Below are 15,956 nucleotides of genomic sequence, written 5' to 3'. Positions count from 1 at the left end.
TCAATCCTCAGCAACTAAAGACAACTGATTTAATTGATGTGCTAACGCCGTGATATCGCCAGCCCCTTGTGTCAGCAGCAGATCACCAGGCTGCAAAATACCTTTTAAAACATCAGCCACTAAATCTTTATCACTAATAAAAACTGGATCTATACGACCACGCTGACGAATACTTCGGCATAGACTTCTACTGTCGGCGCCAGCAATAGGTTCTTCCCCTGCTGCATAAACTTCTAACAACAACAGCACATCAACTTCAGATAACACTTCAACAAAGTCTTCATAAAGATCACGTGTACGGCTATAGCGATGGGGTTGATTAATCATTACCAATCGTTTGTCTGGCCACCCTTCACGAATCGCTTTTATAACCGCACTAACCTCACGCGGATGATGCCCATAATCATCCACCAGCATCGCATTTCCGCCCTTAACAGCAACATCACCCAATACTTGGAATCGACGCCCAACACCTTCAAATTTTGCTAAAGCACTACAAATAGCTTCATCAGAAATACCTTCATCTGTAGCAACCGCTATAGTGGCCAGTGCATTTAGCATATTGTGATGACCCGGCATATTTAACGACACATCCAGATCAGCAAAACCTTCTGGGCGCTTCACTGTAAAACGGGTATACATTCCCTTTTGGCAAATATTTTCGGCGCGATAGTCCGCATCGTCTGACACGCCATAAGTAATTATTGGACGACTAATTTCTGGCAAAATATCACGCACAACAGGATCATCCACACACATAACAGCCAAACCGTAAAACGGTAAATTATGGAGGAATTCGATAAAGGTCTTCTTCAATACAGAGAAATCATTACCATAAGTTTCCATATGGTCTGCATCTATATTAGTAACAATGGACACCATCGGCTGTAGGTGTAAAAAGGACGCATCACTTTCATCAGCTTCTGCCACTAGATAACGACTTGTGCCCATTTTTGCGTTTGTACCAGCGCTATTTAAACGCCCGCCAATGACAAACGTAGGATCCAATTTCCCTTCAGCAAACACAGAAGCAAGCAAGCTTGTTGTAGTCGTTTTCCCATGCGTACCAGCAACAGCAATACCATGGCGATAACGCATCAATTCAGCTAACATTTCAGCACGGCGTACAATAGGTATACGTTGCGCTCGGGCCTCTTTAACTTCTGGGTTTTCCTCATTTACCGCAGTCGATACAACAACCACATCAACGCCAGCCACATTTTCTGTACCGTGACCAATAAAGATAGACATGCCTAATTTTTTAAGACGATCCGTTGTGGCAGATGCTTTCAAATCAGAACCGGAAATTTGATAGCCTTGGTTAAGTAACACCTCAGCAATACCACACATACCCACACCGCCAATACCGATAAAGTGTATACGGCTAATTCGACGCATTTCAGGTATTTCAAATCGTGTAAAAGCATTTTGCTCTTTCATTTTTTTATCGCCTCAAGACAAACCATTGCCACTTTCTCACTCGCCTCTGGTTTACCAAGAGCTCGCGCTTTATTCGCCATTTCAATCAATCGATCACGCTGATTTAACTGCTCTGTAAGTAAACGTTTCAAAACATCTCGACTCAAATCACTTTGCTGTATCAAAATTGCCGCATCATTATCTGCTAAAAAGGCTGCATTTTTGGTCTGATGATCATCCACAGCATGAGGGAAAGGCACCAGAATTGATGCAACACCCGCAATACTGAGTTCGCTTATAGTCAAAGCACCCGCTCGGCATAACACCACATCAGCCCATGCATAAGCTTCATCCATTGCATCAATAAACGGCTCGACTTTACAACCAGAGATATTGAATTTTCTGTATTGCTCCAACGTCTCTTCAATATTACGTTTACCCGTCTGATGCCAAACATCAGGTCGCTGTTCCTCTGGAATCTCAGATAGCACTTCGGGTAAAAGATCATTGATCGCTTTTGCACCTAAGCTACCACCAACAACCAGTAATCTGATCTTCCCGCTACGATTATCCATTCGCTCAGAAGGAGGCAACATGTCAAGTATGGCGCCCCTCACAGGATTACCCACCGATTCGGTTTTCAAAGATGGACCAAAAGCCCCTTTAAATGCCTCCAGAACCTGTTTAGAAAATCGAGATAAAGCCTTATTTGTCATCCCCGCGACAGCATTCTGCTCATGAATAATAAGAGGGATACCTAACAACCATGCAGCAGCGCCCCCCGGACCTGATGCAAAACCGCCCATACCAAGCACAACATCGGGCTTTACTTTTCGCACAACTTTTAGGGCCTGCCAAAAAGCAATAAGCAATTTAAATGGCGCTAACAGAAGACTTAACTTACCTTTACCGCGCAACCCTCTCACTTCAATGGAGTGCAGTTTTAAGCCTGCCGCAGGTACTAAATCAGCTTCTATACCATGGCGAGAACCTAACCACTCCACATGAACCCCTTGAGCCTGCATTTTTTCCGCTGTTGATAGCGCAGGAAAAACATGACCACCCGTACCACCCGCCATAACTAGCGCAACAGGCGCTTTACTTTGATTCATACTTGCGCCTCCGGTTTAGATCTAGACTGAGTTCTCTTCCCAGAACTTTTTCCTGTTTTATTCAGTTTGCTATCGCCATCTGCAGCAGATGGTGAAAATTGGCTTTTCTTCAATTCGTAATCGACTCTTAAAATCACAGCCAACATGGCACAACTCACCAACAAACTACTTCCTCCATAACTAACTAAAGGCAGTGTTAGCCCTTTAGTTGGTAGGGCACCAACATTTACACCAATATTAATTAATGCCTGCCCAGCAAAAATAATTCCAAACCCATAACAGATGTATGCTTTAAAGAAAGCCTTCATCTTCTCTGCACGCCGTCCGATGCGGAAGATATTCACAACTAATATCGCATATAGCACAATCAACGCAGCGGCACCGACAAAACCAAGCTCTTCAGCTAATACAGAAAAAACAAAATCCGTATGAGCTTCAGGTAGATAAAATAACTTCTGAACGCTGTTACCTAAGCCTGTTCCAAACCACTCGCCACGACCAAAAGCGATTTGCGCCTGCGACAGTTGATAGCCTGTACCAAAAGGATCCTGCCACGGATCAAGAAAGCTTTGTAAACGTGCAACACGATAGGGCTGTAAACCAACAACCGCACCTAACAAACCCACCACACTAACAATAACCACTAGGAACTGAGAAAAACGCATCCCTCCTAAAAAGATCATGCCCATGACGGTACCCATCAACACAACCAGTGCACCAAAATCTGGTTCAAAGTAGAGCAGCACACAAAAAATACCTAAAGGTAGCGTTGGTTTAGCGATGCCTTTCCAGCTACTTCTTACTTCATGGAGGCGACGAACCAAATACCCTCCCATGTACATCACCATACAAAACTTCGCGACTTCCGAAGCCTGCAAGTTTAAAGGCCCTAAAGGTAACCAACGGTGACTCCCATTAACCCCTTTACCTATACCTGGGATTAAGACCAAAATTAATAGAAAGCCCGCAGCAAGCATCCACCAGTGTCCACTTCGCTCCCAAAAACTAATAGGGAAGTTCCACACAATCACAGCACCAAGCAAAGCGATCAACATAAAGGAAGCCTGACGAATAACGTAATAATAAGGCGTTCCATTATTCTCCATTGCAACATCTAGGGAGGCAGAACTGATCATCACAAATCCAGTTAGCACTAATGCTATAGCGCAACCCAACACCCACGGATCAAAGGGTAAAACACCCAATTTCGTTTGCGGCGGCAGATTTGATGATGGCCAAAATGCACTAAACATCAGAGTGCCGCTACCGCATCAATAAACGCATCACCACGCGCAGGGAAACCACTAAACATATCAAAGCTTGCACACGCAGGTGAGAGCAACACTATATCCCCTGACTCAGCTAGGTCAGCCGCTTTTTCAACCGCATCAGTCATGCTTATTGCCGCTACTTTTTCAAGGTTTCCACAGGCAGTGGCCAAACGCTCGCCATCTTCACCTAAGTACACCACCCCTCGCCCAAAACGCTGCAAGGGTGACGCTAAATCAGAAAAGTCTGCGCCTTTACCTACACCACCGGCAATCAGGACTAGCTTTTGACTTCCGGACAATGTTTCACCTAAACCAACCAGTGCTGCGACTGTTGCACCGACATTCGTACCTTTAGAATCATTAAAATAACTAATACCGTTTTTATCAGACACCCATTGGCAACGATGCTTCAAACCTGAAAATAATTTCAGCGCCTTAATCATCGCTTCCATAGGCAGTCCTGCAGCATGACCTATAGCCATCGATGCCAATGCATTCGCAATATTATGACTACCACGTATTTTCAATTCAGAAACGGGTAATAGTTTTTCAAACCCAAGACTCAACCAATGCTCACCCTGCTCCTCAAGCAAACCAAACGCTTTAATATCCGGTTTATCTAAGCCATAAGAATGTGTAACTACATTTTTGGATAAGAGCGGTGCTGTTAACGCATCATCCCTATTAATAACGACATGCTTAGCACCGCGAAATATTCGATGCTTGGCTTGGTAATAGCCCTGTATATGGTTGTCATAACGATCTAAATGATCTGGTGTAACATTAAGAACTGTTGCAACTTCGGCACGTAACTCATGGGTTGTTTCCAACTGAAAACTCGAGAGCTCCAGCACATAAAGATCTTTTTCTGGCTGGCCTAACATCTCCAATACAGGGGTGCCAATATTGCCACACACACCTACATCCAGACCGGCTGCTTGAGCCATCTCACCGACTAAGGTAGTTACTGTGCTTTTCGCATTCGAGCCAGTAATAGCGATAATCGGCGCTTTCACCTCTCGGCAAAAAAGATCGATATCACCACTTAGCTGTACTCCTTGCGATACCGCCGATTGAATTGCGGGCTCTTTCTGAGTCACGCCAGGGCTCAATATAAGCTCAGTTGCTCTTTTTAAGTAATCACTGTCAAAAGGACCACAACGTAGATCTACATCAGGAAACTCTTGCTTAAGCTCATCAGCACCTGGAGGGTTCTCTCGGCTATCTACAACAGCAAAAGAGATCCCTTTAGTCGCCAAAAATCGTGCGCACGCCAGCCCAGTCTGTCCTAGACCGATCACAATTTTAAAATTATCACTGGCGATTAATCCCATGACTCAACCTTACTCTTAACGAATTTTCAGCGATGCTAAACCGATTAACACCAATACAACTGTAATAATCCAAAAACGCACAATCACGCGCGGCTCTGGCCAACCTTTCAATTCAAAATGATGATGCAAAGGTGCCATCCTAAAGATACGACGCCCTGTTAACTTGAATGAAGCCACCTGTAGAATGACCGATACAGTTTCAGCGACAAAGACCCCCCCCATAATAAAGAGAATAAACTCTTGTCTAACAATCACAGCGATCACACCCAAAGCTGCGCCTAAAGACAATGCCCCCACATCCCCCATAAACACTTGAGCCGGATAAGTGTTAAACCATAAGAAACCTAATCCAGCACCTACAATTGCACCGCAAAAAATAATCAACTCACCCGAACCTTCGATGTACGGGATCAGTAAGTAATCAGCAAATTTAATATTACCGGACAGGTAGGCAAAAACGCCTAATGCGCCCGCAACCAGAACGGTAGGAAGGATTGCGAGGCCATCTAAACCATCCGTTAAATTGACCGCATTGGAGCTACCGACAATGACAAAATAGGTAAATACAATGAAGAAAATGCCTAATTCAATCGACACATCTTTTAAGAAAGGTATAAGTAGTGAAGTCTCTACCGGCGTAGAAGCAACTGAATATAAAACCACGGCGGCACCTATACCACCTACAGACTGCCAAAGATACTTCCATTTTGCAGGTAAACCACGAGGGTTTTTCTCAACTACTTTTCGGTAGTCATCCACCCAACCTACAGCACCAAAAATCAATGTCACACTTAGTGTAATCCATACATAAATATTACTAAGATCACTCCAAAGTAACGTACTAATAGCGATAGCAACTAGAATCAGTGCACCGCCCATAGTCGGGGTCCCAGCTTTGCTCAAATGGCTTTGCGGACCGTCATCACGAATTGCCTGCCCAATCTGATTGCTGCGTAACTTATTAATAACAAAAGGCCCCACCAAAAGGGATATCAGCAGAGCGGTCAACACCCCCAAAATCCCTCTTAACGTCAGATACTGAAATACAGCGAAACCGCTGTAATACTCTGATAGATATTCTGCTATTAGTGGTAGCATTTCTTCTTATTCCTCTTTAGACAGGCTGTTAACAACCCGTTCCATTGCTGCGCTACGTGAGCCCTTAATCAGGATATTAATACCCTGACGTGCTACGCCCGACAGCGCAGCGATTAGTTCTTGTTGTGTTTTAAAATACTGACCACAATCTTTTGATTCGGCATCAAATGCCAAAACAGAGTGCCGAGACAGCGCGCCGGTCGCCCATAGGCTTCCAACCCCCTTCTGCGCTGCTCGGCAGCCTACTCTTTCATGCTGTTTGACGGCGTCCGCCCCCAACTCAGCCATATCCCCCAAAACCAAGATAGATTCACCCGGCAAACTAACCAATAGGTCGACTGCCGCATTCACTGATCCTGGGTTTGCGTTATAAGTATCATCAATAATGAGTGCACCTTGCGGCCCTTTCATCGGACACATGCGCCCTTTAACCGCAACAAAACTATGTAAACCATCCGCAATCTGCTGCAAAGGAATATCTTGCGTACTTACCGCTGCAGCCGCCGCCAGCGCATTAGCTATATTATGCTGCCCCATAACACTTAACTGGACCGGCACCGTTTGTTCACCACGATGCAACACAAATGAGAAACAGCCTGTATCAGATGCTTTCACATCAGATGCATAAATATCAGCAGAATCAGATTCAGCGGAGAATGTTTTCCGCTTCTGCCCTTCAGTACCACCGAGCCAAAACTGGGCATATTTATCATCGGCATTGATAATGGCGTAGCCATGGGTTTTCGTGAGCTGGGAGAAAATCTCCGCTTTAGCCTCAGCAACGCCTAATAAAGAACCAAACCCTTCTAAGTGGGCATCCATAGCATTATTTAAAATGGCTACATCAGGTAAAGATAGAGCTGTCGTATAAGCTATCTCACCGCCCGCACTTGCACCCTGTTCAATCACAGCTATTTGGTGCTCATCATTTAAACGAAATAATGTTAATGGCACCCCTATATCATTATTAAGGTTGCCCTGTGTCACCAGTACCGATGCATTTTGGGACAAAATACTATGTAGCATCTCTTTCACAGTCGTCTTGCCACTACTCCCTGTCACAGCGTAGACGCAACCATTGAAACGCTGTCGATTAGCCAGTGCTATCTCTCCTAGCGCTTTATGCGTATCTTTAACCCGCCACTGGGCAATAGGCTGATCAAGAGGTCGTGAGACAACTGCAGCTACCGCACCTTTAGCAAATGCCTGCTCCACGAACTCATGCCCATCAAAATTCGGACCTACCAATGCAACAAAAAGATCACCCTGCTTAATAGTACGCGTATCTGTACTAACACCCTGAAACAAAATATCGGCCGTAACTTCACCACCAAATTGCTGTTGTAACTGACCTAAGTTCCACTCACCAATCATGCTGCCACCCCTAAAATTTTCCGCGTCATGACTAAATCACTAAACGGGTGACGTTTACCGGCAATCTCTTGGTAATCTTCATGGCCTTTACCAGCGATCAGAACAACATCTTCTGGGGACGCTTGCATAATGGCTAACTGAATAGCTTCAGCTCTATCCACTTTAATATCAGGTATATGCTGACTAATACCGCTTTCAATCATCTCTATAATTTTCTGAGGCTGTTCACCACGTGGGTTATCACTCGTCACCACCAGATGATCAGCAAAACGGTCCGCAATTTTGCCCATTAACTCACGTTTACCAATGTCCCGATCGCCACCACAACCAAAGACACACCATAAAGTCCCACTGGTATGCGCTCGAACCGCTTGCAACGCTTTTTCTAAAGCATCCGGTGTATGAGCATAATCAATAATAACCAGCGGCTTATTAGCAGCAACGACTGCTTGCATTCGGCCAGGTACAGATTCTAATTTAGACAGTGCATCGACTAGTTGCTCATGACTAAAGCCCTGTTCAACTAACACCGCAGCCACTAGTAATAAGTTATCTAAATTAAAATCACCGATCACTTTGCTACAAAAAGCAAAACCACCTTTATCTGTTTTTATTTCCGCTTCAATACCATGTAAAGCTAACCGGTAAGCCGCTAAACGGTATTCACCATGAACTCTACCAACTGATATTTTCTGGCATTTAATCTCTGAATCTGACATTAATTGACGTCCAAACGCGTCATCAATATTTAAGATCGCTTTTTTCAAAGAGGCCTTGCTAAATAACTTAGCTTTAGCCATGCCATAAGATTCCATGGAACCGTGATAATCCAAATGATCACGGGTTAAATTAGTAAAAACTGCATAATCAAATTCAACGGCATCGACTCGCCTTTGCTCTAGAGCATGGCTTGATACCTCCATTACAACCGCGTCAGCACCCAATGCTTTTAATTCAGCCAACAGCTTCTGCAAACCAATAGCATCCGGCGTTGTATGTGTTGCTTTATTTAGGTCATTAGGAAAACCATTCCCAACCGTACCAACAATCGCGGTTTTAACCTTCAAGGCATTCATCGCTTGAGCTAAAAAATGCGCACAGGAGGTTTTACCATTCGTCCCGGTAATGCCAATCACAGTCATGCTTTTGCTAGGTTCATCATAAAAACGGGCAGCAATAGTGCCTAGCTGAGTCATTAAATTAGGGATGAAGATAATCGGCACATTCACACATGGGCAATCATCTTTTTCACTCTCATCAAGCAATACAGCAACAGCACCAGCGGCCACGGCACCTATAACAAAATCCACACCCCGATACTGTAAGCCTGAGCGCGCTAGAAAGAGCGTTCCCGGACTAACGGTACGACTATCCTGAGATAGAGCAGACACAATGAGATCGGCGTAGGTTTCATCAACCCACTCCGGTATTATCTCAACTAGCGTCTTCTCTATTTTCAGCATATTAATCTCTTATTTAATGCCTGTGAGCAATCTGCTTATTTACTTCGGGCCAATTATCAGGCGGAACATTCAACAGCCTTAACGCGCCCCCAACGGCTCTTGAGAAAACAGGCGCTGCAACTTCACCGCCGTAATACTCTTGCCCTTTTGGGTTATCAATCATGACGACGGTAACTAAACGCGGATTACTAACGGGTGCAATACCTGCAAACGTAGACATATATTGGTCATCAATGTAACCGCCGGGCCCGACTTTATGCACTGTGCCTGTTTTCCCAGCGACCCTATAGCCAGGTACTGCGGCTCTACGCCCTGTACCTTTATTGCTAATAACAGTCTCCATCATGACGCGTACATCTTTCGCCACACTAGCCGGCATAACGCGCACAGGCTTACCCGCTTCTTTCTGACGAATAAGATTAACCGGACTCATCACACCATCATTCGCCAAAGCCAAATATGATTGCGCTAACTGCAAAGGCGTCACAGAAAGGCCATAGCCATATGATAATGTTGCTCGCTCAACGACTTGGCGCTGATTCAGATATGGCAAATAACCTGAACTTTCACCGGGAAAGCCTATTCCTGTTGCCTGACCTAATCCTACATTATGAAATAGGTTTCGCACGGAGCCCTCTGGCAAACTGAGCGTCAACTTAGTCACACCCACATTGCTCGACTTTGTAATAATTGTTGATACATCGATCTCACCATAATTACGGTGATCACGTATGGTTTTACGCTTAACTCTAAAATACCCTGGTGATGTATCAACCAAAGTATCCGGTGTGTACTGCCCACTCATCAAAGCAGCTGCAACCGTCATAGGCTTAACCGTTGATCCCGGTTCAAACGTATCGGTTAAAGATCTATTACGCAAAGCCGTTGAGACTCGCTGGCGCGGATCATTAGGGTTGTAAGATGGCTGATTAACCATAGCTAATACCTCGCCCGTCTTAACATCCAACATAACCAACGAACCACCATCTGCGTTATGCGCCTTTACGGCCGTTTTTAGCTCTCGATATGCTAAATACTGCAAGCGCAGGTCAATGCTTAACTCTATATTGTTTCCATGCTGAGCCGACTTTACTTCTCGAACATGCTTAATTGTTCGACCCAGTCGATCTTTCATCACCAACTGTTTACCTGATTCTGCTTTCAACCAATCTTCATAGGCCAACTCCAACCCTTCCTGACCTTTACCATCTAAATTAGTAAAACCCACTAAGTGAGTAGTCACTTCTGCCGCAGGATAGTAACGCTTATATTCTCTATCCACATGTACACCAGGAATCCGCAACGCTCTTACTTTCTCAGCTAGTTCAGGAGTCCCTTGTCTCTGTAAATAAAGAAAACGCTTAGTACGATGGGCAGATAACTTAGCAATCAGTTTTTTCTTATTACTCTTAAGTAAGGCCGCTAATTTAGCTATACCTGCATGCTGTAAATCCATCATCTTAGGATCAGCCCAAATCGTCGCGACAGGTGCGCTGACAGCCAAAGGCTCGCCATTGCGATCCGTTATAATCCCTCGATGCGCAGGTACTTGAACCGTTCGTAAAGTACGTTCATCCCCTTGCGTCTGTAAAAACGCTTGATCTTCAACATAGAGCGACAACATACGCGCAGTAATACCGACCGCAACAAGCAGCAAAAGAATCAGCACCAACCACAGGCGCCATCCTCGTCCTACTGTAGCCTCAGCACTATCACTGACTTCGTTGTTATCGCTCATTGCGAATAATCTCTATTTGATTCACTTCAGGCACCTTCATGCCTAATTTACTTGCGGCTTGCTGCTCAACACGGTTATTTGCCGCCCAAGCACTTTGTTCTAATAAAAGCTGCCCCCATTCAACCTGCAACTCATCTCTCTGCTCGACTAGCTCTTGGTGGTGATTGAAAAGCGTCCTATATTCAAACGCACTCAGCACTACAACAAGACACGTAGCCACTAGCAAAACGACCAAAACAAAAACAGTTAAAAAAGGCCTCAGCAAGGTTTCTAAGTTACAAAATTCACTGGCTTCAGCGACATCAGCCTCAGGCGCTAGCTTTTTTTTCAACAACCGCTGAAAAAAACCAACCCGCACTTAAGCCACCTTCTCCGCGATACGCATAACAGCACTACGCGCACGAACGTTATCTTGCGTCTCACTATCACTCGCTTTAACTGCTTTACTGACACTCTTTAAACGAATCTCAAGCATGTCGTTAGTAAAAGGGATACCTCTTGGTAAATGCTCATCACCTTTCACATGTTTACGAATAAAGCGTTTAACAATACGGTCTTCAAGCGAATGGAAACTGATCACGACTAAACGCCCACCTACTTTCAACATATCCAAAGCCTGATCTAGACAACTTTCCAGATCTTCCAGCTCCTTATTTATATGGATACGAATCCCTTGAAAGGCGCGGGTAGCTGGATTTTTACCTTTTTCCCAAGCGGGATTAGCTTCAGCAATAATTTTAGAAAGCTGAGCCGTAGTTGTAATAGCTTCTTCTTGTCGCTTAGCAACAATCGCTTTAGCCATTCGACGGGAGAACTTCTCCTCGCCATAGGTATAAATAACATCCGCGATCTCTGTTTCATCTGCTCGCGCAATCCACTCAGCGGCACTTTCGCCTGACGAAGTATCCATCCGCATATCAAGCGGACCATCATTCATAAAGCTAAAACCTCTTGATGCATCATCCAATTGAGGGGAGGAAACCCCTAAATCAAGCAATACACCATCAACTTTCCCCGCCATACCTCGCTCAGTAACAAACTGCTCCAATTGCGCAAAACTACCATGTGCAATCGAAAAACGAGGCTCATCCGCAAAACGCTCTTTCGCATGAGCGATCGCTTGCGGATCCTTATCAATACCTAAAAGCTCACCATCGGCTCCCAGCTGCTCAAGCACTAACGCTGAGTGACCGCCGCGACCAAAGGTTCCATCGACATAAAAACCAGATGCGTCCTGCACCAAAGCATCAACAGCTTCCTGCAACAGAACGGTAATGTGTTTAAATTCCTGGCTCATCGATAAATCTCGTTAGCTTTCATTATTACAATGAAAGGTTCTGTAACTCTTCAGGCATTGCCATGCCACCATCCACATCTTGAAGATACTCTTCACGTGTAGCTAACCACCTGGACTCATCCCAGATTTCAAACTTCTGACCTTGACCAAGCAATACAATTTTTTTATCTAACTCTGCATATTCACGTAGTGGCGCTGGTAGCAACAAACGACCATTACCATCCATATCCAAATCAGTAGCATGACCGATCAAAAGCCTCTGAATACGTCTTGCTGCCGGATTAAAGCTAGGCAGGGCCTCAATTTTCTCTTGAATCTCTTCCCATTCATGTAGTGGATAAAGCAATAAACAGCGCTCTTCAGTATCAATCGTTGCTACGAGCTGCCCATCACAGCAGGTCGTGATTTTCTCACGATACCGTGCTGGGATCGCCATGCGCCCCTTAGCATCTAGATTGATTTGATTTACGCCTCTAAACATTTATCGCTCTCTAAACCCACTTGATTTACAAAATTACCCACTTTTACCCACTTTATCCCACTAAAGCACACTATAGAAAGGAACCCCAATTAAAGCAAGACAGAATAAGCATCCAAGAAGGGTTTAATCACATGGTTTATTAGATAATTTAATAATGAGAAACAAGCATCAGAAAAAGCATCAAGAAAGACACTTTAAAAACAAGGAATTAGAAAGTTTAACGAGAAAAACAATAAGTAAAGCTGAAAGAAAAGGATTTCTAAGATGAAAAAATAAAAATTGAGGAGTTTGCCGGTAAGCCGGGTTCTGTCGTGGACAGTCATTCATCTGGGATACGCATCACTACGCACCTCAAGCAACCTACCCGGTTCCAGCGCGGGTCACGCCTATAGGAACCCTATTTGGTCTTGCTCCGAGTGGGGTTTACCATGCCGTGGAATGTTGCCACCCACGCGGTGCGCTCTTACCGCACCATTTCAACCTTACCGTTATACCGAAGTATACTTAGGCGGTATATTTTCTGCTGCACTTTCCGTCGACTCGCGCCGCCCAGACGTTATCTGGCACTCTACCCTTTGGAGCCCGGACTTTCCTCCATCCTTTTACAAGGACAGCGACTGCCTGGCAAACTCCTCGGCGCGGATTCTAACAGAGAGATTCAGCTTTAGCGATGCTTAACGACTTAAAGCTGCTTGATAAAGCACCTTTTTCTTTAGCCCTGTAATTTTAGCCGCTAAAGACGCCGCCTGACTCGCAGGCAACTCTGCCAAAAGAATATCTAGCACCTCTAAGGCTTTAGCATCCAGCAAGACTTCGCCTTTAGTTTCAACCCCATGCACGAGTACAACAAACTCCCCTCGCTGCTGATTTGTATCGGCCTCCATCCATTCAATTAATGACGATAGTTGATCCACATGAATGGTTTCATAAGTTTTTGTAAGTTCCCTGGCAACCGCCACAACTCGCTCAGACCCAAACACCTCCTGCATATCTTTTAATGAAGCCAATATACGATGAGGAGATTCATAAAAAATTAATGTTCTCGATTCACCCACCAAGCCTTTCAATTGCTGCTTACGACCACTCGATTTATGCGGCAAAAAACCTTCGAAAGCAAAACGATCCGTAGGCAAACCAGCTGCCGACAACGCTGTAATAAAAGCAACGCAGCCCGGTATAGGCACCACTCTAAATCCAGCTTCCCTTACCCCCTTAACAACCACATACCCAGGGTCAGAAATTAATGGCGTTCCGGCATCAGAAATAAGCGCAACACTGGCACCAGATTGCAACTGGTGTACAATCGTCTCAATTCGCTGGCGTTCGTTATGCTCATGAACGGAAACAAGGCGGGTATCGATTCCACAATGCGCCATTAAACGGGCACTATGACGCGTGTCCTCTGCAGCAATCAACTCAACCTGCTGCAATACTTCAATTGCGCGAGGAGTCATATCCTGCAAATTTCCAATCGGTGTTGCTACAACATACAGTGCCGGTTCTAACATTACAGATACCATCCTCAAACTTGGGTTGTGAAGTATATGAAATTTCAGTGGCGCCTGCCTCTTTTAGCTATACTCCTTGGAACGATTATTTCGGGCTGTTCGGTACAATCACCTTCAAAACCACCGATCAGTGCAACTGAGCAGAGCAGAAATAGCGCAACAGAACTTCTCGAAAAAGCGAAGAAAGCAAAACCGATCAAAGCTGCTGAACTACGTGCAGAAGCCGCCCAAATACTGCTTTCTATCAACCAAAAAGAAAATGCATTTCAGGTGCTGAATGATATTGATATCAGCCTACTACCTCCCACTATGCGTTTTGATATTGCAAAACTCAAAGCCGAAGCAGCCATTGAAGAAAATCAGCCTGAAAAAGCATTAGACAACTTAGCTCAACTTAAAGCGCTTAGCCAAACAGGCCTTCCGAAAGAGCAAGAGATTCAATTTTTACATTTAGAAGCACAAGCCTTTAATCAGCAAAGTGCTTTATTTTCAGAAGCACAATCACTTATAAAGTTAAGCCTTCTACTCGACAATGATGAAGAAAAACAACAGATACATGACGAAATCTGGAACCGCCTTATACAGCTTGACGACACTACACGCTCCTCTTTATTAAGAAGCGGTAGCAATAGCTATTACGAACAAGGTTGGCTAGAACTGATTAACGAACTATCGAGCAACAAACAGCTCGACACTCAATACCAAGCCATTAACAATTGGTCAGTACTCTGGGAAGGGCATCCAGCCAAACGTTTACCACCCAGCTCACTCCGTGGATTAAACACGCAAACACTAAACGCTAGAAAAATTGCGATTTTATTGCCGCTCGAAGGAGAATTAGCCAAACCCGCTGCAGCGATAAAAGAGGGTATCCTGATGGCCCACTTCCGCCAACAGCAACCTAACACCCCATCACCTGAATTACTTTTTCTTGATTCTGAAAAGATCAACACACCGATTCAGCTCTCTGCAATATTGGAACAGGAACAGGTTGATCTAGTTATTGGCCCTCTATCTAAGGAGTATGTCAACGACATTGCCAGCGATACACACATCAACACGCCGATCTTAGCACTCAACCACACAGACAATATAAGCAGAGAAGGACTTTACCAATTTGGCCTTTCAGCCGATGATGAAACACGACAAATTGCTGAAACCGCATGGAATGATGGCATAAGAAACGCAGCCATTCTAATTCCAAACCGAGCTTGGGGCGAACGCATAGCAACATCATTCACAGAGCATTTCACTGCCCTCGGAGGTAAAGTCGTCAGCACACAAGCGTTTGGAGAAACGAGCAATTTCTCCGCCGATATTGCCGCTTTTCTCAGCACAGACAAAAGCACTGAGCGCTACAAAAAAGTCAGACAAGCTATCTACACCCGAAAAATAGAATTTGAAGAGCATCGCAGGCAAGATATAGATGCCATCATATTGACCGCACTACCTAATGATGCGCGTCAGCTAACGCCTATACTTGCATTCCATTTCGCTGGAGATCTACCGATCTATGCAACATCACATATTTACAGCGGTAATAGCGACCCAATACAAGATCAAGATCTAAATAGAATTAAATTCTTAGACACCCCCTGGAGCCTTAACGCCCCCTCACAAAACAAAGTACTCATCGCACAAGAGCGCGCGGATACAAACACCCGTTTTGGACGCTTATATGCACTAGGTCTCGATGCTTATCGCCTATTCCCCTACCTTCAGCAACTTGGCGCGCTTCCCGGCACTGAGATCGAAGGTGAAACCGGTAAGTTAAGCATTAGCCACGACGGCATCATTAAACGCAACCTTATATGGGCAGAATACAGGGAAGGCACTCCATCAATTATTGAGTAAGACAATC

General features: G+C 44.8%; 13 protein-coding genes and 1 other RNA gene. 1 reads left to right on the top strand and 13 read right to left on the bottom strand.

Features of this window, described 5'->3' with window-relative positions; genetic code table 11:
* From murC to rsmI, 13 genes are all read right to left on the bottom strand, one after another.
* Nucleotides 1-1,440, bottom strand: a complete 1,440-nt coding sequence (gene murC, locus Q4492_RS03890) for a UDP-N-acetylmuramate--L-alanine ligase (RefSeq protein ID WP_303415951.1) — start codon at nt 1,438-1,440, stop codon at nt 1-3.
* Nucleotides 1,437-2,531: an undecaprenyldiphospho-muramoylpentapeptide beta-N-acetylglucosaminyltransferase gene (gene murG, locus Q4492_RS03885; RefSeq protein WP_303415950.1), complete on the bottom strand. Its 1,095-nt coding sequence runs from the start codon at nt 2,529-2,531 to the stop codon at nt 1,437-1,439. Before murG ends, murC begins: the two co-directional genes overlap by 4 nt.
* On the bottom strand, nt 2,528-3,784 hold the full coding sequence (ftsW, locus tag Q4492_RS03880; protein ID WP_303415948.1) for a putative lipid II flippase FtsW: 1,257 nt from the start codon (nt 3,782-3,784) through the stop codon (nt 2,528-2,530). The genes murG and ftsW overlap by 4 nt, the downstream gene beginning before the upstream one ends.
* Nucleotides 3,784-5,136, bottom strand: coding sequence for a UDP-N-acetylmuramoyl-L-alanine--D-glutamate ligase (murD, locus tag Q4492_RS03875; protein WP_303415947.1), 1,353 nt, complete (start codon nt 5,134-5,136; stop codon nt 3,784-3,786). The genes ftsW and murD overlap by 1 nt, the downstream gene beginning before the upstream one ends.
* A gap of 15 nt (nt 5,137-5,151) precedes the next feature.
* Entirely contained in the window at nt 5,152-6,234 is a 1,083-nt protein-coding gene (mraY, locus tag Q4492_RS03870) for a phospho-N-acetylmuramoyl-pentapeptide-transferase (protein WP_303415945.1), read from the bottom strand.
* Nucleotides 6,235-6,240: 6 nt separating this feature from the next.
* Nucleotides 6,241-7,608 carry a UDP-N-acetylmuramoyl-tripeptide--D-alanyl-D-alanine ligase gene (gene murF / locus Q4492_RS03865; protein WP_303415944.1) on the bottom strand — a complete coding sequence of 456 codons (1,368 nt, stop codon included), beginning with the start codon at nt 7,606-7,608 and terminating at the stop codon, nt 6,241-6,243.
* A complete protein-coding gene (locus Q4492_RS03860; RefSeq protein WP_303415943.1) occupies nt 7,605-9,071 on the bottom strand; it encodes a UDP-N-acetylmuramoyl-L-alanyl-D-glutamate--2,6-diaminopimelate ligase in 1,467 nt (488 codons plus the stop codon). The genes murF and Q4492_RS03860 overlap by 4 nt, the downstream gene beginning before the upstream one ends.
* Nucleotides 9,072-9,084: 13 nt before the next feature.
* The gene (locus Q4492_RS03855; RefSeq protein ID WP_303415942.1) at nt 9,085-10,809 is read right to left on the bottom strand and encodes a penicillin-binding protein 2; all 1,725 of its coding nucleotides are present in this window, start codon (nt 10,807-10,809) and stop codon (nt 9,085-9,087) included.
* Nucleotides 10,799-11,167: a cell division protein FtsL gene (gene ftsL / locus Q4492_RS03850; RefSeq protein WP_303415941.1), complete on the bottom strand. Its 369-nt coding sequence runs from the start codon at nt 11,165-11,167 to the stop codon at nt 10,799-10,801. Before ftsL ends, Q4492_RS03855 begins: the two co-directional genes overlap by 11 nt.
* Nucleotides 11,168-12,106, bottom strand: a complete 939-nt coding sequence (gene rsmH / locus Q4492_RS03845; protein WP_303415940.1) for a 16S rRNA (cytosine(1402)-N(4))-methyltransferase RsmH — start codon at nt 12,104-12,106, stop codon at nt 11,168-11,170.
* A gap of 25 nt (nt 12,107-12,131) precedes the next feature.
* Complete coding sequence (mraZ, locus tag Q4492_RS03840; RefSeq protein ID WP_303415939.1) at nt 12,132-12,587, bottom strand: division/cell wall cluster transcriptional repressor MraZ; 456 nt, start codon at nt 12,585-12,587, stop codon at nt 12,132-12,134.
* Nucleotides 12,588-12,866: 279 nt separating this feature from the next.
* Nucleotides 12,867-13,220: RNase P RNA component class A (gene rnpB / locus Q4492_RS03835), an RNA gene on the bottom strand.
* A gap of 41 nt (nt 13,221-13,261) precedes the next feature.
* A complete protein-coding gene (gene rsmI / locus Q4492_RS03830) occupies nt 13,262-14,095 on the bottom strand; it encodes a 16S rRNA (cytidine(1402)-2'-O)-methyltransferase (protein ID WP_303415938.1) in 834 nt (277 codons plus the stop codon).
* Nucleotides 14,096-14,131: 36 nt separating this feature from the next.
* Between rsmI and Q4492_RS03825 the strand changes: the two genes are divergently transcribed.
* Nucleotides 14,132-15,949, top strand: a complete 1,818-nt coding sequence (locus tag Q4492_RS03825; RefSeq protein ID WP_303415937.1) for a penicillin-binding protein activator — start codon at nt 14,132-14,134, stop codon at nt 15,947-15,949.
* Nucleotides 15,950-15,956: the final 7 nt, after the last annotated feature.

The organism is Neptuniibacter sp. 1_MG-2023 (assembly GCF_030547185.1).
In the GTDB taxonomy this organism is placed as follows: Bacteria; Pseudomonadota; Gammaproteobacteria; order Pseudomonadales; family Balneatricaceae; genus Neptuniibacter.
The sequence above is the reverse complement of the archived record's forward strand: the minus strand, read 5'-3'. Positions and strand labels throughout refer to the sequence as shown.

Excerpts from the sequence above, each read along its gene's own strand:
- murD (WP_303415947.1), bottom strand. The coding sequence starts at position 5,136 with ATGGGATTAATCGCCAGTGATAATTTTAAAATTGTGATCGGTCTAGGA.
- Q4492_RS03825 (WP_303415937.1), top strand. The coding sequence starts at position 14,132 with ATGAAATTTCAGTGGCGCCTGCCTCTTTTAGCTATACTCCTTGGAACG.
- murG (WP_303415950.1), bottom strand. The coding sequence starts at position 2,531 with ATGAATCAAAGTAAAGCGCCTGTTGCGCTAGTTATGGCGGGTGGTACG.
- Q4492_RS03860 (WP_303415943.1), bottom strand. The coding sequence starts at position 9,071 with ATGCTGAAAATAGAGAAGACGCTAGTTGAGATAATACCGGAGTGGGTT.
- Q4492_RS03855 (WP_303415942.1), bottom strand. The coding sequence starts at position 10,809 with ATGAGCGATAACAACGAAGTCAGTGATAGTGCTGAGGCTACAGTAGGA.
- ftsW (WP_303415948.1), bottom strand. The coding sequence starts at position 3,784 with ATGTTTAGTGCATTTTGGCCATCATCAAATCTGCCGCCGCAAACGAAA.
- rsmI (WP_303415938.1), bottom strand. The coding sequence starts at position 14,095 with ATGTTAGAACCGGCACTGTATGTTGTAGCAACACCGATTGGAAATTTG.
- rsmH (WP_303415940.1), bottom strand. The coding sequence starts at position 12,106 with ATGAGCCAGGAATTTAAACACATTACCGTTCTGTTGCAGGAAGCTGTT.
- murF (WP_303415944.1), bottom strand. The coding sequence starts at position 7,608 with ATGATTGGTGAGTGGAACTTAGGTCAGTTACAACAGCAATTTGGTGGT.
- murC (WP_303415951.1), bottom strand. The coding sequence starts at position 1,440 with ATGAAAGAGCAAAATGCTTTTACACGATTTGAAATACCTGAAATGCGT.
- mraZ (WP_303415939.1), bottom strand. The coding sequence starts at position 12,587 with ATGTTTAGAGGCGTAAATCAAATCAATCTAGATGCTAAGGGGCGCATG.
- mraY (WP_303415945.1), bottom strand. The coding sequence starts at position 6,234 with ATGCTACCACTAATAGCAGAATATCTATCAGAGTATTACAGCGGTTTC.